Raw genomic sequence first — 25567 nt, forward strand, 5'->3', positions numbered from 1 at the left:
CCCGTGGAGCGCTACCCGCGGGCGATGATCAACGGACAGTCGACGCGGTGGGCCAGCGAACGGACGGTGGATCCGAGAAGTCGGTCGCCGAAACCGTTGCGGCCGGTCGAACCGACGACGACGGCCTGCGCACGGGGTGATACCTCGAGGATCTTCTCGACCACATTGCCGCGCAACACCATTTGCTGAACCACTACATCCGGATATTGTTCGCTCCAGCCGGACAGGCTCTCGGCCAACACGGTTCGACCGTTCGACACGATCGCGTCGGATCTGTCGGTCTCGGACGCATCGGGTGACGAGATCGGTTCGTCCGTCGACACGTGGACTGCAACCAATTCTGTTCCTCGGAGTGAGGCCTCTTCGAATGCCAACCGAACAGCCTTCTGGTTGTCCGGCGACCCGTCGATTCCGAGGACAACAGGGCCTCGTGACGAATCCACCTCGACGCTTCCCGGCACGATGACCACTGGGCAGTGCGCTCGAACCGCCACCGCGGTGCTCACCGAGCCGAGCAGTTCGGCGAAGTATTCGCCGTTGCCGCGCGAGCCGACCACCATCATCGACGCACTCGAGCTCTGATCGAGCATGGCCTGAATCGTCGGTCCCACAATCGATTCGCTCATGATGGTGAGCGCGTCCGGGTTCTTCACCGAACGTCGAGCAACCAGCGACGCCCAGGCCAGGGTCGACTCTGCGACTGTGTGCTCCTCGGAGCCGATGTGAGACGGCAGCGCGACGAAACTCGTGTACGGGACCTTGACTTGGTAAGCGGACACCAGCTTCACCGGTAGTCCACGCAACTCGGCCGCACGCGCGGCCCAACCGACTGCGTCGAGCGAGGAGCCGGAGCCGTCGACACCGACGACGATCGGAGACTGCCTCGAGGTACTCATGCGTGCGGGACGACGAGGACGGGGCAATGGGCATGCCGCAGTACGGCGGTCAGTGTTCGTCCCGGCACTCGGTCTCGTTCGTGACCGACCACCATCAGCTGGGCTGTCTCGGACACAGCGACCAACTCCGATCCTGAGTCGGCCTCGGCGTACACCGACGCCACGCGAATGTTCGGGTAGTCCGCGCCGAAGGGTTCGAGCCGAACGTCTATTGCCGATTCGGGATCTAACCCGTCAGCAGGGCCACCGAGGGCGGACGCGAGAATGGATGCGGCAGATCGGGTGTGCACCGCCAGCACGCTGGTCCCCCGCATCGACGCCTCGCAGAATGCCTGAGCCACAACGACGTCGGTTCCGATCACGTCGGCATCCCCCAGTGCCGCGACCACAGGGCCGCGACGTTCGGCGTCGAAGTGACGGACGATCGCTACGGGTCGAGGCGAGGCTTCGACCACTGCACCGACCGTCGATCCGAGCACCGCGGCGGCCACTGCACCGACGGCGGTGGTTCCCAGTACGAGCAGGGACGCGGATCCGGCTTCCGTCGCCATCACCGATTCGGGACTTCCCTGCAGCACGATCGATTCGACCGTAACGCCCGGGTCGGTCTCCGCCGCCACCTCCGCTGCGCGGCTCAACGCCGCACACGCGTAATCACCGTCCACGTCCGGCGCCCCGTAGACGGTTTCGGGCATCGCATGTTCGTCGATCACGTGTACCAAGCGAAGGGTTGTGGTTCGCCCTCGTGCTTCGTGCACGGCGAAGCGGACGGCATCGAGTGCCGTCTCCGACCCGTCGGTACCCACAACGACCGGACCGGTGGTGTGTGAAGTGTTCATCAGCTGCCTCCCGACGGTGCTCACGTACAGCCGAAACGCTACGAGCGCGCAATCACAGGTCGCAACAGTCCGAGGTCATCGAAATCGGCGACCGAAGTCCCCCCTCACAGATGCACTTGTCCCGACGCGCGGGCGACGGTCCGTCGAGTCTGATGGAACTTCGACACCACGAAGGAGGTACGCCGTGACAACGACTCTCACAAGTCCGGAGGCTCGACCGTGCCGTGTCGCTGCGAGAGACCGTTCGGTCACCGCCGCACACGGTGCAGTTCGCACCCGAATGTCGATGGGATCCGGTGCAGGAGCGTCGACGCGATGAGCAGTCCGATCGAGGTGCGTTCGCTCGTCAAGCAGTACGGTGGCAAGACCGTCATCGACGATATGTCGTTCGTCGTTCGACGCGGTTCCGTAACAGGCTTTCTCGGTCCCAATGGTTCCGGAAAGTCCACAACCATGCGGTTGATAGTCGGATTGGATCATCCGACCAGCGGCACGACGCTGGTCAACGGTATCCCGTACGCACATCTACCTCGCCCTCTGCTGACCGTCGGCACTCTGCTGGACTCGGAGGCCGTACATCCGGGCAGATCGGCGTACGACCACTTACGCTATCTTGCTCAGACACAGGGCATTTCCAAGCAACGTATCGCCGAGGTGCTCGAGCTGGTGAGCCTGAGTGACGTCGGCCGCGAACGGGCCGGCTCGTACTCACTCGGCATGCGTAAACGACTGGGCCTGGCCGCAGCGCTCCTGGGTGATCCGCCTGTGTTGATCTTGGACGAGCCCGTCAACGGCCTGGACCCGGACGGTATCTACTGGATGCGAAACCTCATGAAGCACCTCGCCGGCGAAGGCCGGACGGTGTTCGTCTCGAGTCATCTCATGGGCGAAATGGCGCAGACGGCAGATCATCTCGTCGTCATCGACCGTGGGCGAGTGATCGCCCAATGCACCCCGAGCGAGTTGATTGCGCGAAGCAGTGAGGCGTCGGTGGCGGTGACCTCGTCCGACTCGACGTTGCTCGCCTCATTCATCCGAGAGGCCGGTGGTCACTGCGTCGTCAGCGGTCCGCAATCGCTGACCGTACGTGGGATGTCTGCGCATCGGGTCGGTGAACTTGCGCAACAGCGCGGGATAGCGATCTACGAACTGACTCCGCGGGAGGCATCCCTCGAAGAAGCCTTCAGGAAGCTGACACATCTTGGCGACTTCGTCGACCAGGAGCGCCCGCTCGCCTCCCACACCACCGCAGGTGGTTCGTCATGAGCGCAACGTCCACCCCGGTCGCTCCTCTCCACAGGACGCGGGCCGCGTCGATCGTCGGAATCGCGAAGTCCGAGTACACGAAGTTGATCTCGCTTCGCTCCACGACCTGGTCGCTGGCGTTGCTGGTGCTGATCACAGTCGGTTTCACCGGATTCTTCATGTGGTTCACCGTCGCGTACTGGGACCGAATGGACCCGATCTCTCGATCTCAGGTCCTTGCCGACCCCGGCCGTCAGATTCTCGGTGCCGGCTTCCAGCTCGGCCAGTTGGCCGTCTGCGTCCTCGGGGTTCTGGTCATCACGAGCGAATACGCCAGCGGCACGATCCGGGCCAGTCTTCTCGCAGTGCCGTCGCGGATTCCCGTGTTGATCGCGAAATCGGCAGTGTTCGTTGTCCTCGTCTTCGTCGTCGGTGAAATCGCTGCTTTTCCGACGTTCTTCCTGGGGTCGGCGATTCTGCGATCTCAGGTTTCGGTAGCGCTGAGCGACCCGGGGGTTCTGCGCGCGGTGATCGGGGTCGGGCTGTATCTGGCTCTGCTCGGCGTGATGTCGATTGCTGTCGGTGCCATCGTGCGACACACCGCCGGAGCGATCACCGGAGTCATCGGCTTCGTCCTGGTTCTGGCACCCCTGGCACAGTTGCTGCCCGGCACCGTCGGCAAACACATCGCGGCGTACCTGCCCTCTCAGGCGGGAAGCATGATCGCCTCGCCCCGGCAAGCACCGAGCGATCTCCTCTCCCCCTGGGAGGGATTCACGGTCGGTGTCATCTGGACTGCGCTGCTGATCGTGCTGGCGGCGTATCTCCTGCGACGACGGGACGCGTGAGACCGACGTCGAGGCCTGCGTTGCGCGTCGCTCACTTTCGACAGTTCATGCCGGGTCGTAAGTCCCTGTTCGGAGGAGACTGCACGGCGCACAGTGGTTCATCGAATCTCACGGCAATTCGACCGAAACCGAACCGACGACGGGACATCACATGCGTATCCTGATCGCGACCGCCAGCCGCCACGGATCCACCCGAGAGATCGGACACTGGCTCGCTTCGGCGCTCTCGCGCGAACTGTCCAGGGGCGACCTCAGGGCCACTGTCGACGTTCGCGACGCATCGGATGTGGACAGCATCGCCGAGTACGACGCGGCGATCATCGGTAGCGGGGTGTACATGGGTAGATGGCTCCGAGACGCCCGCAGGCTGGTCGCCAGAGAGCAGGCCGAGCTGAGAACCCTTCCGGTGTGGCTCTTCTCGAGTGGTCCAGTGGACGACAGCACTGGGGCCCAAGGTCAGCCGAAAGAACGGAAGGCGAGAGAAGGCAAGGCGGACTGGGCGATCGAACACCGTACGTTCGGGGGCAAGCTGGACCGGTCACAACTGTCGCGATTCGAGCGCGCGGTTGTTCGGTTGATCGGTGCCTCGGACGGTGACAGCAGATCATCGGCCGAGGTCTGTCGTTGGGCAGAAGACATCTGCCGTGTCCTCGCCGAACGGTTGCCGCACTCCAACTCCGCCGTCGACCGACGCCCAGCACCGGACGCGTAGTGATCGCGCTTTCCATGCCGTGGGCGCATACGGAGTCGAACGGCCTCGACAGCATGGGCGTTCGTCCCTGGCGCGTCCGGCCGCCGTCGAACACACTCGACGCCATGAATTCTGCTGCACACTCTCGATCGATGACAAGCCGATGATGAACCTGTGGAGGAAGCATCCGGGTGTCCGAACCGGTGATGCACTGACCGTCGGTGAGCGAGCCGCAGATTACGTCCGAAACGGTATGGGTTCGTGGCCGTTCGTGTTCCTGTTCGTCAGCGTGATGGCGCTGTGGGCCGCGTACAACCAGAACGATGGATTCGATCCGTACCCCTTCATTCTGCTCAACCTGTTCCTGTCGATGATCGCGGGACTTCAAGGTGCCATTCTGCTGATTTCCGCCAAACGCGCAGATTCGGTCAGCAGCGAGGTTGCCGTGCATACGCTTTCGAATACTGCCCTGCTACAGGACATGATCGAAGCCAATACCGTCTTGACCGAATCGGTGGCTCGGTTGGCGGAAGAGATCCACACGCACGTCTGCCCGGCGGCGCACCGCTGACGGTGCAGGACTGCCGCCAGCGGTCACGACCCACATTCCCCTCCCTCGAGCCAGGCGATTATCTCCCGAGCCCAATTGCACACGAGTACCCAGTCTCGGAAGTCTCCGGCCATCGCACCGGAACCGAAGAACACCTGGCGTTCCCCCACCGAGAGCGCGTCCACGTCGAGCCGTCCGGGAAACGTTCGATGCGCCCGGGCATTCAACACCGAGACTGCATGTGCGGCATCGGCGGTGTCGTTGACCGGTCGCTCACTCGAATGCAACGGCCCGCAGGAGAACAGCCATACGGGCGGATGCGCCGACCTCGACACTCGGTCTACCAAGCCGTTGACCGACGGGACCCAGCGATCGGAGTAGACGGCGCTGCCGATGACCACAGCGTCGTAGCGTCCGACGTCGTCGACGGAGTCAGGAGCACACAGATCCACATGGGCACCGTCGTGCCGAAACACCCGCGCCATCTCCTGCCCGAGCGACTCCGTTGCACCGTGACGCCCCGCCGCCGCAACCAGTATCTCCACTCGTTCGGCCCTCCATCTCCGGCGTCACGCGCGGCGAGCTGTGACACGGTTCGTGAGCACCGTTATTCGCCACCCACGTAGTGCGACGATGACGCCCAGCGCACCGAAACAGGCTTGTAGCCAGCTTGTTTCACCGATCACCATCGGCTGGACGACAATCCAGGCAGCAAGCAGCACCCCGGCCGTGTGAGCGATGGGTCCGGTCTTGCCGCCACCCGCGAGCGCCGACGCGGCCGCCACTCCCATCGGGACACCGACCACCAGGACCAACGCGATCGCGGCGAGAGCAGGACTCGACATCGGTAGTCGCGCCTGCGCGTCGGCACCGAGGTCGATCGCACCGGAGGCCAATCCGATCGCGCCGGCGAACGCGTTGACGGAGATCCCGGCGCACACCGCACCCAGCCACGGCCACCTCCGGCTCTGGTGGGTCAGTTCTCTTGTCGTGGACATGAGTTCATCGTGGCCCCGCGGGCAACACAGGAGCCAGGGAAGAAGGTCCACCCTTGCGGGGACTTCTCTCCTCGCAACGGTTCACCGACCGAAGAACGACCGAACAGTTCGACGTCGCTCGGTCGGCGGTGTCGAACTTTTGCGGCAGGTGCAGCGGTCGGAGGCCGACACCGATCGCAGGACGTCGTCGACGTGCCGACCGCAACCACCCCATCCGGTCTTGTGGCACGTGGCGCAGACAACGGGGTAACACATGACTGTCTCCTCTACGAGTCGATGGGATATCAGGCCGACGCGTGGGCTTCGGCCCATGCGTCGTAACCGCCGAGTAAGTCCGAGACGTTCTCGAATCCGTGCGCTCGGAGCAGTGATGCGGCCACACTGGAACGCCACCCGCCGGCGCAATGCACCACGATGGGCCTCCCTGTCGGCACATGTTCGAGTCGAGTTCTCATCTGCGCCAACGGTATCGGCGTTGTGTTCGGAATGGTGCCGATGTCGCGTTCGCCGGGGTTGCGGATATCCACCAGCGTGACGTCGTCCGCTGCCAGCAGTGCGTCGAGCTGCGCGACGGTGGTGCGCTCGGCGGGCTCGACCAGTTCGGTCAGTGCCGCGGGAAATCTTCCGTCGCGGTCGACCTCGAGATAGCCGATGACGTTGTCCGACCCGACTCTGGCCAGCCGCACTGCGGCTTCCTGCTCGTCACCCGGATACGCGACGAGAACGATGCGTCCGCCGATCTCGGCTACCATTCCACCGGTCTCGGCGAAGCGACCGTCGAAGCCCACGTTGATCGATCCCCGAAGATGACCGATCGCGAAGTCGTCCACGCTGCGCGCGTCGAGCACTCGTGTTCCGGCAGCAAGCTCGGCTCGCATTGCCTCGGGAGTCAGCTCGGGAACGGTGCGGCTCGACGACAGCAGTGGATGGATCTGCTTGTTCAGTGCGGCGTCGGCGGAGAAGTACGCCGGTGCTGCGGGCTGGCCGTCGGTGACGAGCGCAACGAAGGCCTGCTCGGTCATCGGTTGCACCGACGGGTTGGTAGACCGCTGCTCACCGATGGTGGAGGTCAGCTCGGTGGACAGGTTCTTGCCACAGGACGATCCGGCTCCGTGAGCCGGCATGACCACGACCTCGTCCGGCAGTGTCATCAGGATGTCGTGCACCGTGCGATACATCGCTTCGGCGAGATCGCCCGTGGATCCGTCCCCGGGATTGACCAGGTCCGGTCGCCCGACATCGCCGATGAAAAGAGAATCGCCGGTGAGCACGGCTGTGGGTGTGGCACCGGGATGGTCACGAACCAGCACCGAGATCGATTCCCACGTGTGGCCGGGAGTGGAGAGAATGCCGAGTTCGACCTCGCCGAGCGAGAGGCGTTCACCGTCGCGTAGTCGTCGGATGGGATATTCGGTCTCGGCGGCTTCACCGAAGCCGATCCACGCGCCGGTGGCGTCCATCAATTCGAGGTGGCCGGAGACGAAGTCGGCGTGGAAATGAGTGTTCACGACACCCTCGATCGTGAGTCCGAACTTCGCCGCGTCGTCGAGGTATTCGGCGATGTCGCGACGCGGATCGACGACGATGGCCCGGCCGGTGCTCTCGTCTCCGATCAGATACGAAGCGTGGGAGAGGCATTCGAGGTAGTACTGCTCGAGGATCAATATTCCTCCGTCTGACGCGCACCATGCGAGTTTCGCCGGGTGGTAGACACAGTGTCGTATACCCCCTAGGGTATGTCAAGTACCCCCCAGGGTATCGAGTCGCACCGATGATTGGAAACGAACGATGACAGTGGTGCTGGCGCTCGGATTCGGTGCCTCGATCGGAATTCTGCTGGGCCTGCTCGGCGGAGGCGGCTCGATTCTCGCCGTTCCGGTGTTGGTGTTCGCTGTGGGGTTGGAGGTAGAGGAAGCAATCCCCGTCTCGTTGATCGTCGTCGGTGCGGCATCGGCAGTCGGGGTGCTACCGAAGCTGCGCGCTCGGCGCGTCGAATGGCGGCTTGCGGTCGTCTTCGCGGCGAGCGGCATTCCCGCGACCTTCGCCGGGAGCGCCGTCGGCCGATTGCTTCCGGACGAGGTCTTGCTGCTCGGCTTCGCTGCCGTGATGGTGGCGGCCGGCGCTCGAATGCTCGCCGAGCGTGGGGATATCGGAACGGCCTGCAGAACCACGGGTTCGGGTATCGACTGGCGACACTGCGCGCCACGTTCCATTCCGGCCGGTCTTGCCGTCGGATTCATGACCGGACTGTTCGGCGTCGGAGGCGGTTTCCTCATCATTCCGGTGCTGGTGCTCGCGCTCGGAATCGAGATGTCGGTCGCGGTAGGCACCTCGTTGGTCATCATCGTCGCCAACTCTGTCGCCGGTCTGTTCTCGCATCTGAGCGGCACCGGTATCGACTGGTCCATCACAGTCCTCTTCGCGGGCGCGGCAACAGTCGGATCCCTCCTGGCCGCGCGCTGGGGCACGCGAGTCGACACCGATCGACTGCAACGCCTGTTCGCCTACCTGGTCTTCACGGTGGCTGGATACGTCGTCATCGACGCGGTTCTACTGAGCTGACCGTCACGTCGTCCGGACCCAGGTCGAGCCGGAAGGGTGGATACTCGTCGGTCATCAGGGCGGCATACGCGGCGACCCGAAACACCCACCGGTTGATGCCGAGCACGAAGTCGAACAGACCTGTCGGATATCGCCCGGTGAACAGAAGCGAGACCGCGGCGATCAGCACGAGCATTCCCAGTACCGAACCGAAGATGTACGGCTGCCCCGTAGCCCCGACGCCTCCACCGCTCCCCGCCACCCGGAAGCCCGCATACCATCCTCCCGCCAGCAGGGAGAGCACCAGGTAGTGCGGTAGCGCCAGCAGCCACCACTTGATCAATACCATTCCGCGCGAGAGCTTTTCGGGGTATTCGACCGTGAGGTCGGCGGGATGGTCGGTACGGTGCAGGGTGAACGGCGGGTATCGGTCGGTCCCCAGCGCGGAGTACGAGTAGAACTGCACACGCCACACCCAGCGGAGGACGCCGACATTGAAGTGGAACAATCCACGCGGATACTTCCCGGTGAACAGAATCGCCAACCCGGCTACGAATGTGGTGACGAGAAATCCGGCGGCCAGGAACATCAAGACGATGTAATGGGGCACTGCCAGTATCCATTTCACGATCCACAGGCCGCGGGAAAGGGACGCAGGACGTTCCCCGGTCAGCGTCAGCGGATATGGGGTCGATTCGGTCGATATCGGTACCGCGCGGGTTCGTTCGGACGGGTCCGATTCCGAGGAGTTCTCGGACGTGGACCGCTTCCCGAGCCCGGAGGCTCCGAACACGATCGATCCGACACCGACGACGAGAACGACGGCAGCGGCCGCCAGGACAGATGTGGCCAGCGGTCCGAGCGACTGCACCCGAACCCCTACTCTCACCTGCGCGTCGACCCCGGCACTCCCGTCCGCGTTCATCACGACCAGCGTCCACGAGCCACCCCGAGGCTTCCATTCCACTTGCGTTGTCCCGGTTCCGCTTTCAAGGGCCACCCACCACGGCTGGTCCAGAGGCGGAGCAGCATCGGCACCGCCGGCGACGTTGTCGTAACGAGCACGGAAGGGAGCGAACTCGACGTCGGTGACCTCGGTGTGTGCCACGCCGCGAAGATAGTTGTCGACCTCGGCAGTCGGCGCGATGCCGATCAGTACCTCGCGACCGGGGTCGGACCCGGCGACACGGGTCACGACCGTCACCTTGTCCACGATCTGCGAGTCGATCGAATCCGGAACCGAAATATTCTCGGACACAAGCGCACTCGCCGCCGTCGTGAAATTCTCGGTCGGTGAGGCGATCAGACCGTCGTCGTCTTGCGCGGCGTAACCCCAGAACAAGACCGCGCCGACGGCGAACAGCGCGAAGGATGCGAACGCCACAACGCATCCGATGACGAGTGCGAAAATCCTCGTGATTCCCATCGAGATCCTTCGGTCGGTACCGGCACGATTGCAGGACATCGGGCAGTCCGGACCACGCTACGAGGCCGGGAAGAACCACAGAGGGGTCATCGGTAACCGGCTTGTCGACGAAAGGCCCTGCATCCCAGAAGCCACATCGGTCAGCCTCGAGTACACAGTCTTCCTGTCCATGACCGCGAGGTAGGCGCTATTCATGACCATCACCGATTCGGCACCGACGACGTGGCCGACGACCGGCGAACTGACGTCCATCGCGAACATGCTCGCTGCGAGATTTCCCGATCTGTCACGCGGGGATGTCGACGATGCGGTGCACGCCACCTACGACCGGCTCGACTCGACCGCCCGCGTTCGCGGCCATCTGTTTGCGCTGACCGCCAATCGAGCCCGAGTGATCCTCGAACAACTCTCGAAGCCGAGCGATCGATCGACCCTCGTCGTTCGGCGTAGGCCCACAGCTCTCGAGGGATCGGGACCTTGTGCCCTTACCGGCCACCGTTCGACGGCGGACACTGACGATCGACGGATGGTTCGGTTCGGGCGGGAGTAGGTGACGGTCATGTTCGCAGAACACGTACACCGAGTGTGGCGACGGAGTCCGTGGACCTCCAACCCATTGATGCGCCTACCCGACAGGATCGAGCGAACGGCTGTCTTCGTCGGAACAGCGTTGCTGCTGTTGCTCGTTCCGGTCGCGGCAACGATCGGCTCGTTGACCTACAGCGATCTGTCATTGCGCTCTCAGCACCAACGCGCAACGTACGTTCACGTCGATGCCCGGGTCGTGGAGGTGCCGACGCGATCGCGCATGGACGATGACGCCCCCTTCAGCGTTACCGCGATCGTGCAGTGGAATGCGCCAGACGGGTCCCCGCGTTCGGATTCGATTCAGGTGCCCTCGGACGTGCAGATCGGCGACACGACACCAGTCTGGATCGGCGCGGACGGACATCTCGCGCGCACTCCCGACACCGCCGCCTCGGCTGTCGTCAACGGAGCCACCACTGCCGTGTTCGTGTGGTTTCTCGGGGCCGTCGTCATCGGTGGCCTGGTGTATCTCACTGCGGTGTTCGCCGACCGCTCGCGCATGCGGGCGTGGGACCGAGACTGGTACCGCTTCGTCCAGGCCCGTGACCATCCCTTGCGGTAGTGCACTCGATCATCGACTGTGACAACAGGTTCGGACGCTCCGTGCGTCCTCCTCCCACCATCGAAGGAGGCAAAATGACTCCACTGGTCGATTGCGGTCCGCCGGCTCCGACCGGTATCGCCACCGCCGGTGCTCGGTGATGGACTCGAAGGCTAATCGGCAGCAACGTGGAAGGGTCTGGCGCACTACGTTTCCGGGCTCGGTGGACAACAGCCCGTTGCAGCTCGTCGAGGAAGCCCGTCCGATCCCCGAGGAGGGAGAATTGCTGGTCGCGATTGAGTCCTGCGGGGTGTGCCGGACGGATCTGCACGTGGTCGAGGGCGACCTGCCGGTGCACTCACCACATGTCGTGCCCGGACACGAAGCGGTGGGTATCGTGTCCGCCGTCGGGTCGGATTCGGTCACTGCCTTCCGGATGGGAGATCGAGTGGGTATCCCGTGGCTTCGGCACACGTGCGGAACCTGCTCGTTCTGTGCTTCGGGGCGAGAGAATCTCTGCTCTCGGTCTTTGTACACCGGTTGGGATCGTGACGGCGGATTCGCCGAATGGGCTGTCGTCCCTGCCGAATACGCCCTGGCGTTGCCGACCGGGTACACCACCGCCGAACTGGCTCCGCTGCTGTGCGCAGGAATCATCGGTTACCGAGCCCTGCTACTCGCCGAACTACCCGAACACGGTGTCCTCGGTCTCTACGGATTCGGTGGGAGCGCGCACATCGTCGCACAGCTCGCTCGCGCCGACGGTGCGGCCGTGCATGTGATGACCAGAGACCTGGTCGCGCGTGAGTTCGCGATGTCACTCGGAATGGACTCCGCACAGGACACTTTTGCCACTGCGCCCCAGAAGCTGGACGCCGCGATCGTGTTCGCACCGATCGGCGAGATCGTTCCGGTCGCGCTCGATGCTCTGGTGCCGGGTGGCACCGTAGTCCTGGCCGGTATTCACATGACCGACAGCCCGGCCCTGAACTACCAGCAGCATCTGTTTCACGAGAAGCGCCTACGCAGCGTCGAAGCGAACACACGCGAAGACGCGCGGGCATTCCTCGACATCTGCAACCGAATCCACCTTCGAGTCGAGACCACCGTGTACCCGTTCGATCGGGTACCGGACGCCTTGCGCGATCTGCGGCACGGTCGATTCGCCGGTGCAGCAGTCGTGACGATGCGCCCCGGAGAGGAGACGATGTCATGAGCGATGTGGACATCGCGTTCGGTTCCGCGCGTGGCGATTACGAACGCGAGCTCATGCGAAGCCCGCTGGCTGCGCAACTGTGCGTGGTCGAGCGTCTGATGCAGGCGATGATGGTCGAGCAGGGGGTGCGGCACCCCCGAGATCTGGTGGCGACGGCGGTGCTGCCGTCGGTCGGGCACTCGGCGCTGAACTCCGCCTGACGTCTGCGCCGTCCTACCCGGTCGACTCCGGTGGGCCCAGGGGCGGCGCAAGGTATTTGGGTGTTTCGAGTTCCTCGCAACGGGGAACAGAGGTCGTGGAACGATCGGCACGACGCGAAACGGATCACGACGATGACGGATGACCAGGTCTGGCGCCTCAAGGGTGCGTGCATCGACGACATGGATGCATACGACTCGCAGCAACTTCCCCGCCACGGACGTAAGCGAGCAGAGCGGGCGTGGCGTCTGTGCGCCGACTGCCCGGTGCTGCGTGAGTGCGCCGAGCAGACGGCTCGCGACATCGAGTCGGGTCGCATTCCGGTGGGAGTGGTCGTCGCCGGTGCCGCGTATCACGACAACGCGAGCAACGGTCGTCGTACCGACGCGTACCGGACGCTCGAATTCCTTATCGGGCGGCCACTTTCCAACCCTGCAGCCTGATCACGGCGCGGTAACGGAACGCTACGAACCAGGTCACGGCGACAACTCTCTTCGACGCGTTTTCGGCGCGTCATTCAGTGTCTGACCTGCGGCGTTCCAACTCGGGTGACAATAGTGCGCATGGATGCAGGGGAGTCGTCGCACGTCGGCGAGCCGAGTGATGTGCAGAAGGCTCTCGACAAGCGCGCACCCATCGAACAGGCCAAGGGCATCCTGATGGCCATGCATCGCATCGGCCCGGAGGCTGCGTTCGACATGCTCATCGAGCAGTCTCAGCGCTCCAATCGCAAGCTGCGCGAAGTGGCACTCGACCATATTCGGTGGGCCACAGCCCGGTGAAGAAAGAAGATGGCCTCGCACGCTGTGTTTTCAACGTGCGAGGCCTAGGCGATGGAGTAGTCCGGACTACACAATCGCTTGTGTGCCGTATGCCCTGACGCGGCCACCCGAAACATAGCCGGTCGGGAGCTCGGCAGAAGGACTCAGAAGCGCGCCAGAATTGCTCGGGCACAACGAACTACGGTCGCGCGGTCGTAGGACATCACGTAATCGAACTCACGGTCGGCGTCCACCTCACCGCGATGTAGGTCGATTGCTGCCAGCACACCGCAGAAGTGCGGGCCGAGAACCACGACGTTCCACTCCTCGACGAGCGGATCCATCGGGTCGAGGGGCGCATGCACGATGCCGCCCTCTTGCACGTAACCCATGCCTACGCCGTAGACGCCGGCGTAGGAGATCTGCTCGGTCATCGACACCCAGCGGCTGCGGGTGGTCGGGGTGAAGTGTTCGGCGCGCTGAAAAGTACCGAGTACCAATGTCTCCGGCCCAGCAGCCGCGGCCTGCATCTCGAGCGAGGTGCTCATCGCCACCAGCAGTCGCTTGGTGCTGCGCGTTGCCGTCTTGCCTGCGGAGGCAATGCCGTACGGCGATTCGGCGGCGACGGTCGGCGTGCTCCAGGTCGGGAACGGAGGCATCACCTCGGCCGCGTCGGAAGGTAGCTCTTCCGTCGATTGCGCGGCCGGATACAGCTCTCCCACCCCGTAGGTGGCACCGAGTCCGAGTGCGCGGGTCCGATGCAGCGCACTGTCGACCCCGCTCGCCACGACCACGGCTCCGGTTCGTTCGACCTGAGCCGAGACGGCGTGAGCGGTACGCGCAGTCGACAGATCCGGGCGGCGGGAGACCATCGATTCGGCGAGGATGATCACGTCCGGCTCGATGAGAGGGAGCAGGGTCATCGACTGCGGCCGGCGACCGACGTCGTCGACGGCCACCACTTTGCCTTCGCGTCGAGCTTTGTCGATTGCGGCGAGAGTGCGCGCCGGGCTGTCGACGAGAGCAGCCTCGGTGACGACCACGATGTCGCGGCGCAACTGTTCTTCGGTGGCTGCATCCAGGGCAGCGAGCGAGTCGACGTCCATGGACACGAGCATCGGCAGTCGCACCGATTGGTTGAGCCGGGCCACACCCCACGCGAGCGCGTCGAGCTCGCGCTTGGCGTCCATGGCCCTGGCTGCGCGCTTGAGCGCATCTGCCGATGCGAGCGGACCGTTCTCCGGGCCGCGCAGCTGCACTTCGATGGCTGCGAGCGCACCGTTGTCCAGCCGACAGACCGGGGCGAAATACGGCTGCACCGTCAACTCTCCCGTGTCCGTGTCGACTGCAGATCCTGCTTCGGCCAGCGCGAACGTCACACCTCAGTTTGACACGAAAAAACGACCCCCGTCACGCGGGGGTGAACTGTAACTCCAAACCTGGTCGAGGTGTTTTATTTCGCTTCGACCATGCTCGACGACGGAGATGTCACCGAGACGGTCACGACTGTCTCGTTTTGATAACTTTGTATAACGGAAAGATAACGACGCACGGGGTGAAGATCGAAGGAACGCCAGGCCCGACCGAGGCGCGAAAATGGGACGAATGCCGGTGTTGCGCTGAACTTTCCGAGTAGCAGCCGGATTCAGTTACTACTGCGTACAACAAACATACCGACCGGATTGTGACTTCTCACAGAGTTGAAACAAACCATTTCCGACATATGTTTCGTCAACCTAACGTCCCTCCCGGCTGCCGAATCAACGGTGCCACCGGATGCCACGACCGGGTCCGGATCCGTCTTGGACTGGAGGATCGATCGATGACGCTCAACCCGCCGACCCGCTCTCGCACACTCGTCACCGCAGTCGCCGCTCTTGCCATCACCGGTGCGACAGTCGGTGCCGCCAGCGCCGGCGCCGCCACCATTTCCCCTGCGGGTACCGCGTTCACGGCACCCGGCACGATCGTCGTGAGCACTCCGGCGTCGTTCGGTCTGCCGGTGAGCTGCTCCATCAACCTGAGCGGCACCACCAGCGCAGACGGCTCGTCGGCGACGATCACCGATGCCCAGATCAGCGGCTCCAACCGACTGTGCGGCCTGCCCCAGCTGAAGAACCTGCCCTGGACCCTCACTCCCACCAGCGCCACCACCGGGGAGGTGTCCAACGTGGCCTTCTCGCTGGTCGGATACAACTGCGGGCCCGCCACGTTGGCCGGGTCCTTCGACAACATGACGAACACGCTCACCGCGACGAACCAGCCGATGTCCGGCAACTGCACCGTCAACAGCCTGTCGGTCCAGCCCGACCCGGCCTTCACCCTGTCCTGATTCCCGTCCTACCTCGTTCCACATCGACCGTTCCCGAGAAGGAGAACACGTGAAGATCCGCAACAAGACTGTCGTCACCATGACGGCATTGGCATCGAGCATCGCCCTGGGCACGCTCGTCGCCGCCCCGGCCAATGCCGCCGACACCCTTCCCATCACGTTTCAGGCAGATACGACGACGGTCATCGCCAAGACCGGCCAACCGGTGGTGTTTCCCACCACCGATCTCGCCACGGACGTCGATCTGGTCGGTGGCACGGTGACCGGGTCGCTCGAATTGCCGCAGGCATCGGCCGATCTGAAACTCGGTCCCGCGACGCTGGCGAACTTCACGATCTCGATCGTCGACGCGACCCCGGTGTCCGGCACCATCGTCCGCGGCGGACCGGACGAGGCACCGACGTTGGATCTCGACGTCGCGCAGAGCTTCAAGATTCGCATCGATTCGGTGAAGCCGTTGGGCATCGACACCGGGTCGGCCGGATCTGCCGCGGTCGACCTGATCCCGGCGGGTAGCAACTGCGTCACCGCCGAGACCACCGCCAACCTGTCCGGTTCGCTCGATGCTATCGATCTGATCCAGAACAATCAGGCCGATGCACACGTGAAGGGGACGTACACGATTCCGCAGTTCCAGAACTGTGGCGCGTTCACGTCGGTGCTGAATGCGATCATCGCCGGTCCCGACAACACTCTCGACGTGCATCTGACCGATCCGGTCTTCGATGTCGGCACCCGGTCCGCGATTGCGGCAGAGGTGGCGTAGCGGTTCACACCTCGATCGGCGGCGTCGACCGGTTCCATCGCGGAACTCGGTCGACGCCGTCGTTCAGTGCCGTTCGTCGACCGGATGGACGGACGGCTCCCCGTCGTCGTACACCGCGACGCGGTTGCCACCGATCCGTTTGGCCCGGTACATGGCTCGATCGGCCCGGCTGATCAACACATCGACGTCCTCCGCGACACCCCGCGCGTCGACAATCGCATGCGCGACGCCTATCGACGCCGTGAGCGGGGAACGGTCGGTCGACTCGCTCAAACGGCTGCGCAATTCCTCGGATCTGTCGATCACCGTGTCGACTTCGGCGAGGCACACGATCGCGAATTCTTCGCCGCCGAGTCGCACCGTCACTGCCGGTGTCGGGAAGAGTTCGAGGATTCGGCTCGCGGCCAGACGAATGACGGTGTCTCCGTGCTCGTGACCGAATCGATCGTTCACTGCTTTGAAGTTGTCGATGTCGATCACCACGGCCGCCAGTTCCGCATCCGCACCGGAACGAAGGTCGAGGTTGCCGATCGCCGCGTCGAAGCCCCGTCGGTTCTGCATTCCGGTGAGCGGGTCGTAGAACGCGCCGGTGGCGTCGCGGCGCAGCAGCATCAGGAAGGAATGGCAGATCAGCGGTGCCGAGAACATCACCAGAATCAGCATCACGAGATAGAGATTGGTCTGCAAGCGACGTTCGGGGTCGTTCACCATGGCCGAGGTGTAGAGCGCGGCGACGGTGACGAACGCAAAGAGGTGGTGAGCGGTGAACAGCTTGGGGCCGTGAAAGCCAACGACGTAACTGCCCATCACGGTGAACAGCGCAGCCATCGGCAACATCTCGGACGGCTTGTCGACGGTCAGAAGAACTGCGGCGAGCACGATGTCGGCGTAGAGCACGAAGGCGACCGACATCGGCCAGGACGGCCAGCCTCCGATCAGCCAGGCCAACCCGAGGGGCAGCGTCGTCGCGACGGTGAACCACAGTGCCCATCGCGCAGAACCGCTGTCTCCGAGACCCGGGATGGTCAGGGCGATCGCCGCAGCGGCCGCGTAGAACCAGCAGAAGATTCCGATGAGAATTCTGGTGACGTGCAGTGCTTGTTGGGACCGTGCGTACGCAACGTTCCACCCGTAGTCGACCGGAAGCGACCACCATTGGCGAAGACTGTTCACAGATCGAGCAGCTTTCCTAGTGTCCCGACGAGGATGAACAAGTCAACCACAGACGAAACCACCCGGTCCGAGAAGTCGGGAACTTGCTCACACGGCCTTATCCGCGCATGCCGTCGGCCAATTCGAACACGCGACCTGCGTAGGTCACCACGAACGCATCGAGGGCCTGCTGAGACAGTTCGGGGCATCCGGCTCGGCGAAAGAAGTGCTCCAGATCCACCAGTCGATCCCCCAGCCCGACGCGTTGCCGATCCAGGGCCTCGAGCTCGACGACCAACGCCTTCAGTTCCTCGACCTTGCGCAGTACGTCGTCCATCGGATCACCGTCCACTTCACTGGGCCTTCTACGGACCGTCCACATTCGGGCGGCGGAGCCGGGCTTCCCTCCCGGCTCCGCCGATCTCGACTCTACTCTTTGTCGAACACATGTGCGAACCAATTGCGACCGGACCTCGCTTTGTACCAGTCATCCTGTGCACAATCCGAGAATGTGACCTACAGTCTGTGTCATGCTCCAGAAAAGGGGTCCGAACGAGGTTCGACCGCCGGGTTCGACCGATCCAATTCATATGGCGCTCTTAGCAATCCTCACGATTGCTATGATCGCTCTCGTCGTCGTTGCGATCCAACAGGGCCGCCTCTGATCACGCACCTCGGCGCTCACCGTCGACTGGATTCCGCGGCATTCCGCGTCGGTCGCCGCTTCACGAACGGTCAGGTCCGCACTTCGGGCACCATCGTCACGTGCGCGCCCGGATCCGCATCGAGTACCACGGTCCGTATCGCGCGCAGATACGCGAGATAGGTCGGGTACCCCCGCAGTTGTCGCGGGCCGATGGGCACGAATGCGCCCGATGCCGGGTTGCAGACGAACTGCTCGATCTGCGAACGGGCTTGTGCACCATCGAAATCGGCGTCGACGGTGACGATGAACCGCATCACCGTTTCGCGTTTTCTCCCCAACCCGAGACGGTGCACTCCGAACCAGAGGCGGGTGCCGTCCGGTCCCAGATACTCGATACCCCATCGACCGAAGCCACGTTCGGCGGTGTCGACGACCGTTCGGGCGAGATTCGCAACGGCCATCGTCGACGAGATTTCGATGCACGCGTCTTGACGACGTGTGATCATCCACTGCCAGCTTTCTACGATTCCACCGAATACCTCCCCGACATTCGGTGCATATCGGGCGAATTTAGCAGCTCATCCGACATCCGGCACGACGACTGTTACGTCGTCCGAACTCCGACCACCGCGGCTACCTCCGCTGCCATCCGGGCAGCCGTCCTCGCAGTGGGGTGAACGCCGTCGAACGTGGCTCCGGGTCGGTCGAGCAGTGACGCGAATTCTGCGACGGGTATGCCGCGCTCGGCGGCCAGTGCGCGAATGTCGTCGTTCAGGTCGTCCGCGCTGACCTTCCGCGACGACGGCACCGTGGCGATCACAACCGTGTCGATGTCGTGCGCCCGGTCCAGGATGGCGCGTAGGTTCTCGATGATCATGGGCAGCGGTACCGATCGGGCGAGGTCGTTGGTGCCGCCGTTGACGACGAGGATGTCCGGGTTCGCGGCCAGCGCTTCGTCGGTTCGGGCAAGGATCTGCGTCGTGGTCGCGCCATTGATTCCCAAGTTGGCACCATCGGCGGCGGGAGCATCGTCTCCGCACACGAGGTACGAATACCACGACGTGTTGCCGTGAATTCCCCAGTCGACACGTGAATTGCCCTGGGCCATCGAGTCTCCCAGCGTCACCAAACGTGGTCCGGTCTCGTTGACGCTCCACCCGAAGCAGTGCGCGTTGTGGATCGTCAGCGCCGGCTTCCTCAGTGGTCCCGCCACGAGCGCGGCGGCGAGCGCCAACCCGAGTGCGCCGGCGATCCACAGTCGAGTTCTTCGCACGCCGGGGATTCTGCCCTAGGGGTGACGCGGGGAATCAGTTGCAGTCGGGGAAGTCCACTTCGGTGGGTGCCGGGACCGATTGCGGCTGAACCGGTGCCTGCGCCTCGCCGGCGACGGTCGGTTCGACGAGGTTGTACTCGATGGTCTTGGTCTGCCCCGGCTCGATGACGACCGGCACGTAGAACACGGGGTGGCCGCGCTCGGCAGCGGTGAGCAGAAACAGAGGAGTTCCGTTGATGGTGGCGTTCGTCAAGGTCGCGCCCTGAGTTGCGTACAGCGCCACCACCGATCGGTTGGTTCCCGGGGGTCCGTCGTATCGGGTGGAGTCGTTCTGTCTGCCGGCGATGTAGGTGGTATAGTCCTGCAGCGCAGCGTTGTTGGTGATCTCGGCGACCACGCGGGTGGTCCGCGTCGGGCCGTCGCAGGACTGTGCGGAGTAGGTGACCTTGCGCTGCAGGTAGTAGTCGAGCTTGCCGCCTGCACCGTTGTTCACCACCACCGCGGCGTACGGGTCGGGGCTGTCGGGAACTTCGTGACCGATCCTGGTCGGTCCAAGGATCGCTTGCAGTGCCGGGTCCGCGCTCCACACGGCGATGTGGCCTTCACTGGTGGCCTTGCCGAGTGCCTCGAGCAGCGCGCTGGGAGATCCGATGTTGCCCTGCATCTTCGCGACCACTCGGGCGGCGATGTCCTGGAGATAGGCCTTGCGCGCGGTGTTGTCGTCCTCGAAGCGGAAGTATGCGTCGGACTGCGTGATCCGAACGACGTTCGATCCGTCGATCACCTCACCGTCACCCATCGTGATGGGGCCGACGACATCGAGGATGTAGCCGAGGGCAACAGGGTCGGTGGCCAGAGCGCCGTCGACACGTTCGCCGGTTTCCTGCTCCCACATCGACTGCCAGATCTGCCCGGCATACGGGAAGTGCGGGCTGACGTTGCTGTTCTGCCAATTCTGCGTGGGCTGGAACCGACTCTCGTAGGTGTTGAAGAAGTCCGGACCGAGATCGATGGGGTCGTACGGAATTCGGAGCTCGGCGTTGCTGGCGAGCGAGTCGACCGCGACTTTGCCGTCGACAGCACGCACGATGCCGAATCCGCCTATCAGTCCACCGGTTCCACGAGATTCCGAGAGAGTCTGAAAGGCCATGAAGTAGTTGCGTGGACCGTCGGCACCGAGCATCGCGGGGAGCACCTTGGCGGCGATGTCGGTGTTGGTCAACAGGGTCGTCAGTTCGTGCGTCTGATCCTGCAGCTGAGTTCGAGCGTCGCCGACCTGAGCGACGAACTCCGGTTCCGCGATGGCCTGGGACTGCGTGTTCAGTACGTCCGCTGCGGCCGCGGCCTGTGACAGCGCAGGCGAGGCGGCGCGCAGAGCAGCGATGTCGATGGCACCGTCGGGCCCGCGCAGCTGACTCGGGTCGAGTGTGGCACCCACCTCGACCGACGGCGTCAGCACATCCACGGTCAGCCCGTTGACGACGTCGGTGATCTGCGAGACGACGTCCAGCGGTTGGCCCACGTACGGAATCGCGGCAGCCGCCTGCCAGATCAGCGAATCGGTGGCGTCCTTCGCCTGGGTCGAGGTGCGCACCGCGTCGTCCACGGAGGTCTCGGCCTTCTGCGTATCCCCTGCCAGCAGAGCAGTTTTCGCTGCCTGAGCGTAGCCCCGAGCCTGATCGAGGTACGTATAAGCGGTATTGGCCGTGTAGGCGAGCCAGGCACCGAGTCCGAGCGCAACGACGACGAAGACCCCGAAACCGAGCAGGATGCGTCGGCCGGTCCTCTTCTTGGAACGACGACGCCTGCGGCGACTACGAGAGCTGCGATGGTCGCCGTACGGGTAGTCGTTGTCGTAGCTCATGGCTGGATGGGTGCCCTTTCGTCGCGGCTAAGACTACAAACGACGTCCTCCCACCGCGACACGACGCTCGGGTCGGCTGCGCCGATATCGCACCGGCGCAGCCGTTCGAGGTCAGGAACCCAGAATTGCGCTCACTGCGGTGCTGCCGCTCTCGGCGCTTCCGCTGCCGATGAGCCCGAGGATGACGTCGACGATGATCTTGGCGATGAATGCGTCCATAGCTACTCCTGTTGTGAAGTACCCCCGACGGGATACAGACGGACCTGCGTGCGCTGCGACCGTTTGTTACCGGCCACAACGAATCGGAAGGTAGCAGCTGAATCTGTCCGAACGGTGGCTCTGTGGTCGCGGCCACAGAGCCGGACCATTTGTACAAATCTCAAAATTTGTCTACCGCAATGACAAATTCGGTGTATTGTCCAATCCATAGTGATCAGCCTTACACGAGGAGTGACGATGACCGCATCGAATGTCGACAACCAGGCGCAGACGCCGGTTGCCGAATGGCACGACCGAAAGCGTTACCTCTGGCTGATGGGGTTGATCCCGCCCACAGCGGTGTTCGTGGCCACCGGCCTGGTCTGGGCCTTCAACCAGCTCGGCTGGAACGCCGTGTCCCCGGTCTGGTGGTGGATCGGCGCGCTGCTCGTCTACGGGTTGCTCCCGATCCTCGACCGGTTCTTCGGTCCCGACGGCGACAACCCACCCGACGAGGTGATGAAGGCGCTCGAAGAAGACAAGTACTACCGCTACTGCACGTACGCCTACATTCCGTTCCAGTTGGCGAGCTTGGTGTTCGCCTGCTACCTCTGGTCGGCCGACAACTTGTCCTGGCTCGGAATCGACGGTGGACTGGGACTGGCCTCGAAGATCGGTCTGGCCATCAGCATCGGTGTGATGGGCGGCGTCGGTATCAACACTGCACACGAGCTCGGCCACAAGAAGGACAGTCTGGAGCGCTGGCTGTCGAAAATCACGCTGGCACAGACGTTCTACGGCCACTTCTACATCGAACACAACCGCGGCCACCATGTTCGCGTCGCCACTCCCGAGGATCCGGCGAGTTCGAAGTTCGGTGAGAGCTTCTGGGCCTTCCTCCCTCGTAGCGTCTGGGGCAGCCTGAAGTCGTCCTGGGAGCTCGAGAAGACGCGCATGGAGCGATTGGGCAAGAGCACGTGGAGCATTCGGAACGATGTACTGAACGCGTGGCTGATGTCCGTTGTTCTCTACGCGGTGCTCGTCGCGGTGTTCGGTCCGATCGTGCTGCCGTTCCTGGTGATTCAGGCGATCTACGGCTTTTCGTTGCTGGAAACGGTCAACTACCTCGAGCACTACGGCCTGCAGCGGCAGAAGAAGGAGAACGGCCGCTACGAGCGATGCACCCCCGAGCACAGCTGGAACTCCGATCACATCGTGACCAACATCTTCCTGTATCACCTTCAGCGACACAGTGATCACCATGCCAACCCCACCCGCCGCTACCAGACTCTGCGCAGCATGGACGGGGCACCGAACCTGCCGAGCGGATACGCGAGCATGATCTCGCTGGCGTACTTCCCACCCGTGTGGCGCAAGGTCATGGACCACCGCGTTCTCGACCACTACGACGGCGACATCACGAAGGTCAACATCCAGCCGTCCAAGCGGGAGAAGATCCTCGCCGCGCACGGAGCCAAGTGATGGCCGCCTTCGAGTGCCCGGTGTGCGAGTTCGTCTACGACGAGACCAACGGCGCTCCGCGCGAGGGCTTTCCGGCCGGCACAGCATGGTCCGACGTACCCGACGACTGGCCCTGCCCCGATTGCGGTGTCCGCGAGAAAATCGACTTCAGGAGTAAGGCATGAAGCTCTACCGCTGCGTTCAGTGTGGATTCGAGTACGACGAGGAACTGGGGTGGCCCGAGGACGGGATCGAACCCGGCACTCGCTGGGACGACATTCCCGACGACTGGTCGTGCCCCGATTGTGGCGCTGCCAAGGTCGATTTCGAGATGGTCGAGGTCGAGCGCGGGTGAGTGCGTCCGTTCCGCACGCGATCGCGATCATCGGTTCGGGTGCAACCGGGTACACCGCGGCCAAAGCCCTACGCGCCGAGGGTTTCACCGGATCCATCACGATGGTCGGGAGTGAACGGGCTGCGCCGTACCGCCGACCGACGGTGTCCAAGGAGTTGCTGACCGGAAGCAAGTCGATCGAGCAAGTGCAGCTCGGCTCGGCGATCGACGGTGTCGACGTGCGCTCGGGTGTCACGGCTGTCGGCCTCACCGATTCGACTGTGCTGCTCGACGACGGCGACCCGGTTCCGTACGACGCGCTGCTCCTGGCAACCGGCTCTCGGGCCCGGCAACTCGACCTTCCGGGCCACGTGTTCACCCTCCGAGGAGTCGCCGATGTCGAGCCCTTGCACGCCGACATTCTGCGCACCCGATCACTGTTGGTGATCGGCGGCGGACTGATCGGATGCGAGGCGGCCGCGGCTGCTCGGTCCCTGGGAGCCGAGGTGACGGTGCTCGAGGCCGCATCGGCACCGCTCAACCGGATCGCTCCGGCCGCGATCTCGCAGATGTACGTCGACCTGCACGCAGACAACGGCATCGCGTTCCACACCGACGTCGCCGTCACCGACCTCGCCGAGCAACCTGACGGAACACTTCTCGTGACCGCAGCGGACGGTCGTTCGTGGTCCGCCGGCACCGTGCTTGTCTCCGTCGGCTCGGTGCCCAACGTCGAACTCGGAGCAGACATGGGCCTCGAGATCGGATCGGGGATTCTGGTCGACGCGGGGATGCAGACCTCGATACCGAACATCTATGCCGCGGGCGACGTGGCAGAGGTACCCAACACGATCCTCGGTGGAACGTATCGGAGTGAGCACTGGAACGGCGCACTGGATCAGGCCACCCGGGCTGCCCGCTCGATGATCGGCGTGGATCCGGGCAGCCTCGACGTCCCGTGGGGCTGGTCCACCCAACACGGCGTCAACCTTCAGTTCGCGGGGTGGACCGGTGCGACCGACGAGTACGTGGTGGCTCGCGGCTCCGTTGCCGACCGCCGCTTCACCGCATGCGCGCTGCGTGACGGCCGACTCGTCGGGGCCATCGGCGTGGGGTTCCCGAAGGACATCAGGCAGATCAGATCCTTCATCGCCAGCGGAGATCCCGTCGATCGGGATCGCCTCGGAGAGGATTGGCTGGATCGACCACATGCGGTCGTTCGATAGAGTCGTGTTCATGCCCGCAGCCGAACAGACGTCGACCCCCGGTCGATACCGTGAAGCCGCGTCCAGTCTTGCGCGCGATACCGCGCTCGATGCGTTGCGTGAGTTGTTGAACGAGCGCAACTGGCGCAACGTCACGATGAGCCACATCGCCAAGGCAGCAGGGCTGAGCAGACAGAGCCTGTACAACGAGTTCGGTTCACGACGCGGCGTCGCGCAGGGGTACGCCATCAGATTGACCGACCTCTTCGTCGCGATGTGCGAAACGGCGCTGTATCAACACGAGAACGACGCATCGGCTGCTCTGCGCCAAGGCTTCTCGTCGTTCTTCCAGTTGAGTGCGCTCGATCCCCTGGTGCGATCGCTGCACGGTGGCGACGCACCCGAGGATCTGCTCCGGCTGATCACCACCGACAGTGCCGTACTCATCGAGCGCGCGGGAGACCGTCTGGCCGAGACGTTCCAGCGCGGGTGGGTGGGCGCGAGCCCGCGTCAGGCAGACGTCATCAGTCGGGCAATCGTGCGTCTGGCATTGAGCTACATCCCCGAGCCGCCACCCGATATCGCCTCCGCAGCAGATGATTTTGCACTACTGCTGACTCCGTACGTCGATTCCATCACCGCCGGGCGCTGACCCGACCTCCACGGCTCTCCCCAGCCCCACGTCCCGCCGCCCCCTGATCCCGCTCCCCCCCGGATTTCGCAAACGCGCGCGCGTTTGCCAGGTGCGCGCGAAACAGGCCCGGATTGGTGGCAAGACCGCACGCGTCTGACGAATGCGCGCGCGTTTGTCGAGGCGCAGCCGACTCAGTCGACGTCGATTCGACTACGCGGCGGCCCGGCGGGCGCGCTTCTTCCACCCTCGCGCAGTGCGACCACAGTCCACCCTGCGCCCACCATGGACAGGACCAATACAGCTCCAATTGCGATCATGGACCAACAATGGACTGCTTTCGGCCGAAAATGTGCAGTCCAGTGTG

General features: G+C 63.8%; 31 protein-coding genes. 18 read left to right on the forward strand and 13 right to left on the reverse strand.

Annotated features, from left to right (window positions below):
• Positions 1 to 11 precede the first annotated feature (11 nt).
• Complete coding sequence (locus NY08_RS13925; protein ID WP_045196940.1) at positions 12 to 896, reverse strand: universal stress protein; 885 nt, start codon at positions 894 to 896, stop codon at positions 12 to 14.
• Complete coding sequence (locus NY08_RS13930) at positions 893 to 1735, reverse strand: universal stress protein (protein ID WP_144407366.1); 843 nt, start codon at positions 1733 to 1735, stop codon at positions 893 to 895. Before NY08_RS13930 ends, NY08_RS13925 begins: the two co-directional genes overlap by 4 nt.
• A 315-nt stretch (positions 1736 to 2050) precedes the next feature.
• Here NY08_RS13930 and NY08_RS13935 point away from each other — a divergent pair, with 315 nt between their 5' ends.
• From NY08_RS13935 to NY08_RS13950, 4 genes are all read left to right on the forward strand, one after another.
• Positions 2051 to 3001 (forward strand): ABC transporter ATP-binding protein, encoded by a 951-nt coding sequence (locus NY08_RS13935; RefSeq protein WP_045196944.1) that lies wholly within the window; start codon positions 2051 to 2053, stop codon positions 2999 to 3001.
• Positions 2998 to 3828, forward strand: a complete 831-nt coding sequence (locus NY08_RS13940) for an ABC transporter permease subunit (RefSeq protein WP_045196948.1) — start codon at positions 2998 to 3000, stop codon at positions 3826 to 3828. Before NY08_RS13935 ends, NY08_RS13940 begins: the two co-directional genes overlap by 4 nt.
• A 151-nt stretch (positions 3829 to 3979) precedes the next feature.
• Positions 3980 to 4540, forward strand: coding sequence for a flavodoxin domain-containing protein (locus NY08_RS13945; RefSeq protein ID WP_045196949.1), 561 nt, complete (start codon positions 3980 to 3982; stop codon positions 4538 to 4540).
• A 232-nt stretch (positions 4541 to 4772) separates the two neighbouring features.
• On the forward strand, positions 4773 to 5090 hold the full coding sequence (locus NY08_RS13950) for a DUF1003 domain-containing protein (protein ID WP_442970844.1): 318 nt from the start codon (positions 4773 to 4775) through the stop codon (positions 5088 to 5090).
• A 23-nt stretch (positions 5091 to 5113) separates the two neighbouring features.
• Here the strand turns inward: NY08_RS13950 and NY08_RS13955 are convergent, their stop codons facing one another.
• The 3 genes from NY08_RS13955 to NY08_RS13965 form a co-directional block, all read right to left on the reverse strand.
• Positions 5114 to 5614, reverse strand: coding sequence for a flavodoxin domain-containing protein (locus NY08_RS13955; protein WP_045196951.1), 501 nt, complete (start codon positions 5612 to 5614; stop codon positions 5114 to 5116).
• 24 nt (positions 5615 to 5638) lie between these two features.
• A complete protein-coding gene (locus NY08_RS13960; RefSeq protein ID WP_144407367.1) occupies positions 5639 to 6067 on the reverse strand; it encodes a hypothetical protein in 429 nt (142 codons plus the stop codon).
• 284 nt (positions 6068 to 6351) lie between these two features.
• Complete coding sequence (locus NY08_RS13965; RefSeq protein ID WP_045196955.1) at positions 6352 to 7731, reverse strand: rhodanese-like domain-containing protein; 1380 nt, start codon at positions 7729 to 7731, stop codon at positions 6352 to 6354.
• A 124-nt stretch (positions 7732 to 7855) separates the two neighbouring features.
• Here NY08_RS13965 and NY08_RS13970 point away from each other — a divergent pair, with 124 nt between their 5' ends.
• Positions 7856 to 8629 carry a sulfite exporter TauE/SafE family protein gene (locus NY08_RS13970; protein WP_045196956.1) on the forward strand — a complete coding sequence of 258 codons (774 nt, stop codon included), beginning with the start codon at positions 7856 to 7858 and terminating at the stop codon, positions 8627 to 8629.
• Here NY08_RS13970 and NY08_RS13975 read toward each other — a convergent pair.
• Positions 8604 to 10034 carry a DUF4389 domain-containing protein gene (locus tag NY08_RS13975; protein ID WP_045200417.1) on the reverse strand — a complete coding sequence of 477 codons (1431 nt, stop codon included), beginning with the start codon at positions 10032 to 10034 and terminating at the stop codon, positions 8604 to 8606. The genes NY08_RS13970 and NY08_RS13975 overlap by 26 nt on opposite strands.
• A 193-nt stretch (positions 10035 to 10227) precedes the next feature.
• Here NY08_RS13975 and NY08_RS13980 point away from each other — a divergent pair, with 193 nt between their 5' ends.
• The 6 genes from NY08_RS13980 to NY08_RS14005 all read left to right on the forward strand — a co-directional run bounded on the left by NY08_RS13980 (position 10228) and on the right by NY08_RS14005 (position 13359).
• The gene (locus tag NY08_RS13980; RefSeq protein WP_045196958.1) at positions 10228 to 10584 is read left to right on the forward strand and encodes a three-helix bundle dimerization domain-containing protein; all 357 of its coding nucleotides are present in this window, start codon (positions 10228 to 10230) and stop codon (positions 10582 to 10584) included.
• 9 nt (positions 10585 to 10593) lie between these two features.
• Complete coding sequence (locus NY08_RS13985; RefSeq protein WP_144407369.1) at positions 10594 to 11184, forward strand: Rv1733c family protein; 591 nt, start codon at positions 10594 to 10596, stop codon at positions 11182 to 11184.
• Between the two features lie 139 nt (positions 11185 to 11323).
• Positions 11324 to 12379, forward strand: coding sequence for a zinc-dependent alcohol dehydrogenase family protein (locus tag NY08_RS13990; protein WP_045196962.1), 1056 nt, complete (start codon positions 11324 to 11326; stop codon positions 12377 to 12379).
• Complete coding sequence (locus tag NY08_RS13995; protein WP_045196964.1) at positions 12376 to 12579, forward strand: hypothetical protein; 204 nt, start codon at positions 12376 to 12378, stop codon at positions 12577 to 12579. The genes NY08_RS13990 and NY08_RS13995 overlap by 4 nt, the downstream gene beginning before the upstream one ends.
• Before the next feature lie 132 nt (positions 12580 to 12711).
• Positions 12712 to 13020, forward strand: coding sequence for a WhiB family transcriptional regulator (locus tag NY08_RS14000; protein WP_094630240.1), 309 nt, complete (start codon positions 12712 to 12714; stop codon positions 13018 to 13020).
• A 120-nt stretch (positions 13021 to 13140) separates the two neighbouring features.
• Positions 13141 to 13359 carry an ANTAR domain-containing protein gene (locus NY08_RS14005; protein ID WP_045196967.1) on the forward strand — a complete coding sequence of 73 codons (219 nt, stop codon included), beginning with the start codon at positions 13141 to 13143 and terminating at the stop codon, positions 13357 to 13359.
• A 143-nt stretch (positions 13360 to 13502) separates the two neighbouring features.
• Here NY08_RS14005 and NY08_RS14010 read toward each other — a convergent pair whose 3' ends face one another.
• Positions 13503 to 14717, reverse strand: a complete 1215-nt coding sequence (locus NY08_RS14010; protein WP_032396126.1) for an EAL domain-containing protein — start codon at positions 14715 to 14717, stop codon at positions 13503 to 13505.
• Between the two features lie 443 nt (positions 14718 to 15160).
• On the opposite strand from NY08_RS14010, the gene praA reads away from it, so the two are divergent.
• Both praA and NY08_RS14020 read left to right on the forward strand, forming a co-directional pair.
• Positions 15161 to 15670 (forward strand): alkane oxidation protein activator PraA, encoded by a 510-nt coding sequence (gene praA / locus NY08_RS14015; RefSeq protein ID WP_032396127.1) that lies wholly within the window; start codon positions 15161 to 15163, stop codon positions 15668 to 15670.
• Between the two features lie 49 nt (positions 15671 to 15719).
• Positions 15720 to 16436: a hypothetical protein gene (locus NY08_RS14020; protein ID WP_045196968.1), complete on the forward strand. Its 717-nt coding sequence runs from the start codon at positions 15720 to 15722 to the stop codon at positions 16434 to 16436.
• A gap of 63 nt (positions 16437 to 16499) precedes the next feature.
• Here the strand turns inward: NY08_RS14020 and NY08_RS14025 are convergent, their stop codons facing one another.
• The 5 genes from NY08_RS14025 to NY08_RS14045 form a co-directional block, all read right to left on the reverse strand.
• Positions 16500 to 17609 carry a GGDEF domain-containing protein gene (locus NY08_RS14025; RefSeq protein ID WP_045196969.1) on the reverse strand — a complete coding sequence of 370 codons (1110 nt, stop codon included), beginning with the start codon at positions 17607 to 17609 and terminating at the stop codon, positions 16500 to 16502.
• A 97-nt stretch (positions 17610 to 17706) separates the two neighbouring features.
• The gene (locus NY08_RS14030; RefSeq protein WP_032396392.1) at positions 17707 to 17925 is read right to left on the reverse strand and encodes a hypothetical protein; all 219 of its coding nucleotides are present in this window, start codon (positions 17923 to 17925) and stop codon (positions 17707 to 17709) included.
• A gap of 398 nt (positions 17926 to 18323) precedes the next feature.
• On the reverse strand, positions 18324 to 18695 hold the full coding sequence (locus NY08_RS14035; RefSeq protein WP_144407370.1) for a hypothetical protein: 372 nt from the start codon (positions 18693 to 18695) through the stop codon (positions 18324 to 18326).
• Positions 18696 to 18838: 143 nt separating this feature from the next.
• The gene (locus tag NY08_RS14040; RefSeq protein WP_082073805.1) at positions 18839 to 19507 is read right to left on the reverse strand and encodes an SGNH/GDSL hydrolase family protein; all 669 of its coding nucleotides are present in this window, start codon (positions 19505 to 19507) and stop codon (positions 18839 to 18841) included.
• Positions 19508 to 19541: 34 nt separating this feature from the next.
• The gene (locus NY08_RS14045; RefSeq protein WP_045196975.1) at positions 19542 to 21371 is read right to left on the reverse strand and encodes a DUF4012 domain-containing protein; all 1830 of its coding nucleotides are present in this window, start codon (positions 21369 to 21371) and stop codon (positions 19542 to 19544) included.
• Between the two features lie 456 nt (positions 21372 to 21827).
• Here NY08_RS14045 and NY08_RS14050 point away from each other — a divergent pair, with 456 nt between their 5' ends.
• The 5 genes from NY08_RS14050 to NY08_RS14070 are packed head-to-tail and all read left to right on the forward strand — an operon-like array spanning position 21828 to position 25221.
• Positions 21828 to 23051, forward strand: a complete 1224-nt coding sequence (locus NY08_RS14050; RefSeq protein WP_045200419.1) for an alkane 1-monooxygenase — start codon at positions 21828 to 21830, stop codon at positions 23049 to 23051.
• Complete coding sequence (locus NY08_RS14055) at positions 23051 to 23215, forward strand: rubredoxin (protein ID WP_032396131.1); 165 nt, start codon at positions 23051 to 23053, stop codon at positions 23213 to 23215. The genes NY08_RS14050 and NY08_RS14055 overlap by 1 nt, the downstream gene beginning before the upstream one ends.
• The gene (locus tag NY08_RS14060; RefSeq protein WP_032396132.1) at positions 23212 to 23385 is read left to right on the forward strand and encodes a rubredoxin; all 174 of its coding nucleotides are present in this window, start codon (positions 23212 to 23214) and stop codon (positions 23383 to 23385) included. The genes NY08_RS14055 and NY08_RS14060 overlap by 4 nt, the downstream gene beginning before the upstream one ends.
• On the forward strand, positions 23382 to 24590 hold the full coding sequence (locus tag NY08_RS14065; protein WP_045196978.1) for an NAD(P)/FAD-dependent oxidoreductase: 1209 nt from the start codon (positions 23382 to 23384) through the stop codon (positions 24588 to 24590). Before NY08_RS14060 ends, NY08_RS14065 begins: the two co-directional genes overlap by 4 nt.
• A gap of 10 nt (positions 24591 to 24600) precedes the next feature.
• The gene (locus NY08_RS14070) at positions 24601 to 25221 is read left to right on the forward strand and encodes a TetR family transcriptional regulator (RefSeq protein WP_045200423.1); all 621 of its coding nucleotides are present in this window, start codon (positions 24601 to 24603) and stop codon (positions 25219 to 25221) included.
• 173 nt (positions 25222 to 25394) lie between these two features.
• Here the strand turns inward: NY08_RS14070 and NY08_RS26605 are convergent, their stop codons facing one another.
• Positions 25395 to 25520: a hypothetical protein gene (locus NY08_RS26605; RefSeq protein WP_256980354.1), complete on the reverse strand. Its 126-nt coding sequence runs from the start codon at positions 25518 to 25520 to the stop codon at positions 25395 to 25397.
• Between the last annotated feature and the right edge of the window lie 47 nt (positions 25521 to 25567).

Origin of the sequence: Rhodococcus sp. B7740, from assembly GCF_000954115.1 — a bacterium.
Lineage (GTDB): Bacteria > Actinomycetota > Actinomycetes > Mycobacteriales > Mycobacteriaceae > Rhodococcoides.

Bases quoted from the DNA above. Each gene is read 5' to 3' on its own strand.
- NY08_RS13925 (WP_045196940.1), bottom strand. From the start codon at position 896: ATGAGTACCTCGAGGCAGTCTCCGATCGTCGTCGGTGTCGACGGCTCC.
- NY08_RS13930 (WP_144407366.1), bottom strand. From the start codon at position 1,735: ATGAACACTTCACACACCACCGGTCCGGTCGTTGTGGGTACCGACGGG.
- NY08_RS13935 (WP_045196944.1), top strand. From the start codon at position 2,051: ATGAGCAGTCCGATCGAGGTGCGTTCGCTCGTCAAGCAGTACGGTGGC.
- NY08_RS13940 (WP_045196948.1), top strand. From the start codon at position 2,998: ATGAGCGCAACGTCCACCCCGGTCGCTCCTCTCCACAGGACGCGGGCC.
- NY08_RS13945 (WP_045196949.1), top strand. From the start codon at position 3,980: ATGCGTATCCTGATCGCGACCGCCAGCCGCCACGGATCCACCCGAGAG.
- NY08_RS13950 (WP_442970844.1), top strand. From the start codon at position 4,773: ATGGGTTCGTGGCCGTTCGTGTTCCTGTTCGTCAGCGTGATGGCGCTG.
- NY08_RS13960 (WP_144407367.1), bottom strand. From the start codon at position 6,067: ATGTCCACGACAAGAGAACTGACCCACCAGAGCCGGAGGTGGCCGTGG.
- NY08_RS13970 (WP_045196956.1), top strand. From the start codon at position 7,856: ATGACAGTGGTGCTGGCGCTCGGATTCGGTGCCTCGATCGGAATTCTG.
- NY08_RS13975 (WP_045200417.1), bottom strand. From the start codon at position 10,034: ATGGGAATCACGAGGATTTTCGCACTCGTCATCGGATGCGTTGTGGCG.
- NY08_RS13980 (WP_045196958.1), top strand. From the start codon at position 10,228: ATGACCATCACCGATTCGGCACCGACGACGTGGCCGACGACCGGCGAA.
- NY08_RS13985 (WP_144407369.1), top strand. From the start codon at position 10,594: ATGTTCGCAGAACACGTACACCGAGTGTGGCGACGGAGTCCGTGGACC.
- NY08_RS13990 (WP_045196962.1), top strand. From the start codon at position 11,324: ATGGACTCGAAGGCTAATCGGCAGCAACGTGGAAGGGTCTGGCGCACT.
- NY08_RS13995 (WP_045196964.1), top strand. From the start codon at position 12,376: ATGAGCGATGTGGACATCGCGTTCGGTTCCGCGCGTGGCGATTACGAA.
- NY08_RS14000 (WP_094630240.1), top strand. From the start codon at position 12,712: ATGACGGATGACCAGGTCTGGCGCCTCAAGGGTGCGTGCATCGACGAC.
- NY08_RS14005 (WP_045196967.1), top strand. From the start codon at position 13,141: ATGGATGCAGGGGAGTCGTCGCACGTCGGCGAGCCGAGTGATGTGCAG.
- praA (WP_032396127.1), top strand. From the start codon at position 15,161: ATGACGCTCAACCCGCCGACCCGCTCTCGCACACTCGTCACCGCAGTC.
- NY08_RS14030 (WP_032396392.1), bottom strand. From the start codon at position 17,925: ATGGACGACGTACTGCGCAAGGTCGAGGAACTGAAGGCGTTGGTCGTC.
- NY08_RS14035 (WP_144407370.1), bottom strand. From the start codon at position 18,695: ATGGCCGTTGCGAATCTCGCCCGAACGGTCGTCGACACCGCCGAACGT.
- NY08_RS14045 (WP_045196975.1), bottom strand. From the start codon at position 21,371: ATGAGCTACGACAACGACTACCCGTACGGCGACCATCGCAGCTCTCGT.
- NY08_RS14050 (WP_045200419.1), top strand. From the start codon at position 21,828: ATGACCGCATCGAATGTCGACAACCAGGCGCAGACGCCGGTTGCCGAA.
- NY08_RS14055 (WP_032396131.1), top strand. From the start codon at position 23,051: ATGGCCGCCTTCGAGTGCCCGGTGTGCGAGTTCGTCTACGACGAGACC.
- NY08_RS14060 (WP_032396132.1), top strand. From the start codon at position 23,212: ATGAAGCTCTACCGCTGCGTTCAGTGTGGATTCGAGTACGACGAGGAA.
- NY08_RS14070 (WP_045200423.1), top strand. From the start codon at position 24,601: ATGCCCGCAGCCGAACAGACGTCGACCCCCGGTCGATACCGTGAAGCC.
- NY08_RS26605 (WP_256980354.1), bottom strand. From the start codon at position 25,520: ATGATCGCAATTGGAGCTGTATTGGTCCTGTCCATGGTGGGCGCAGGG.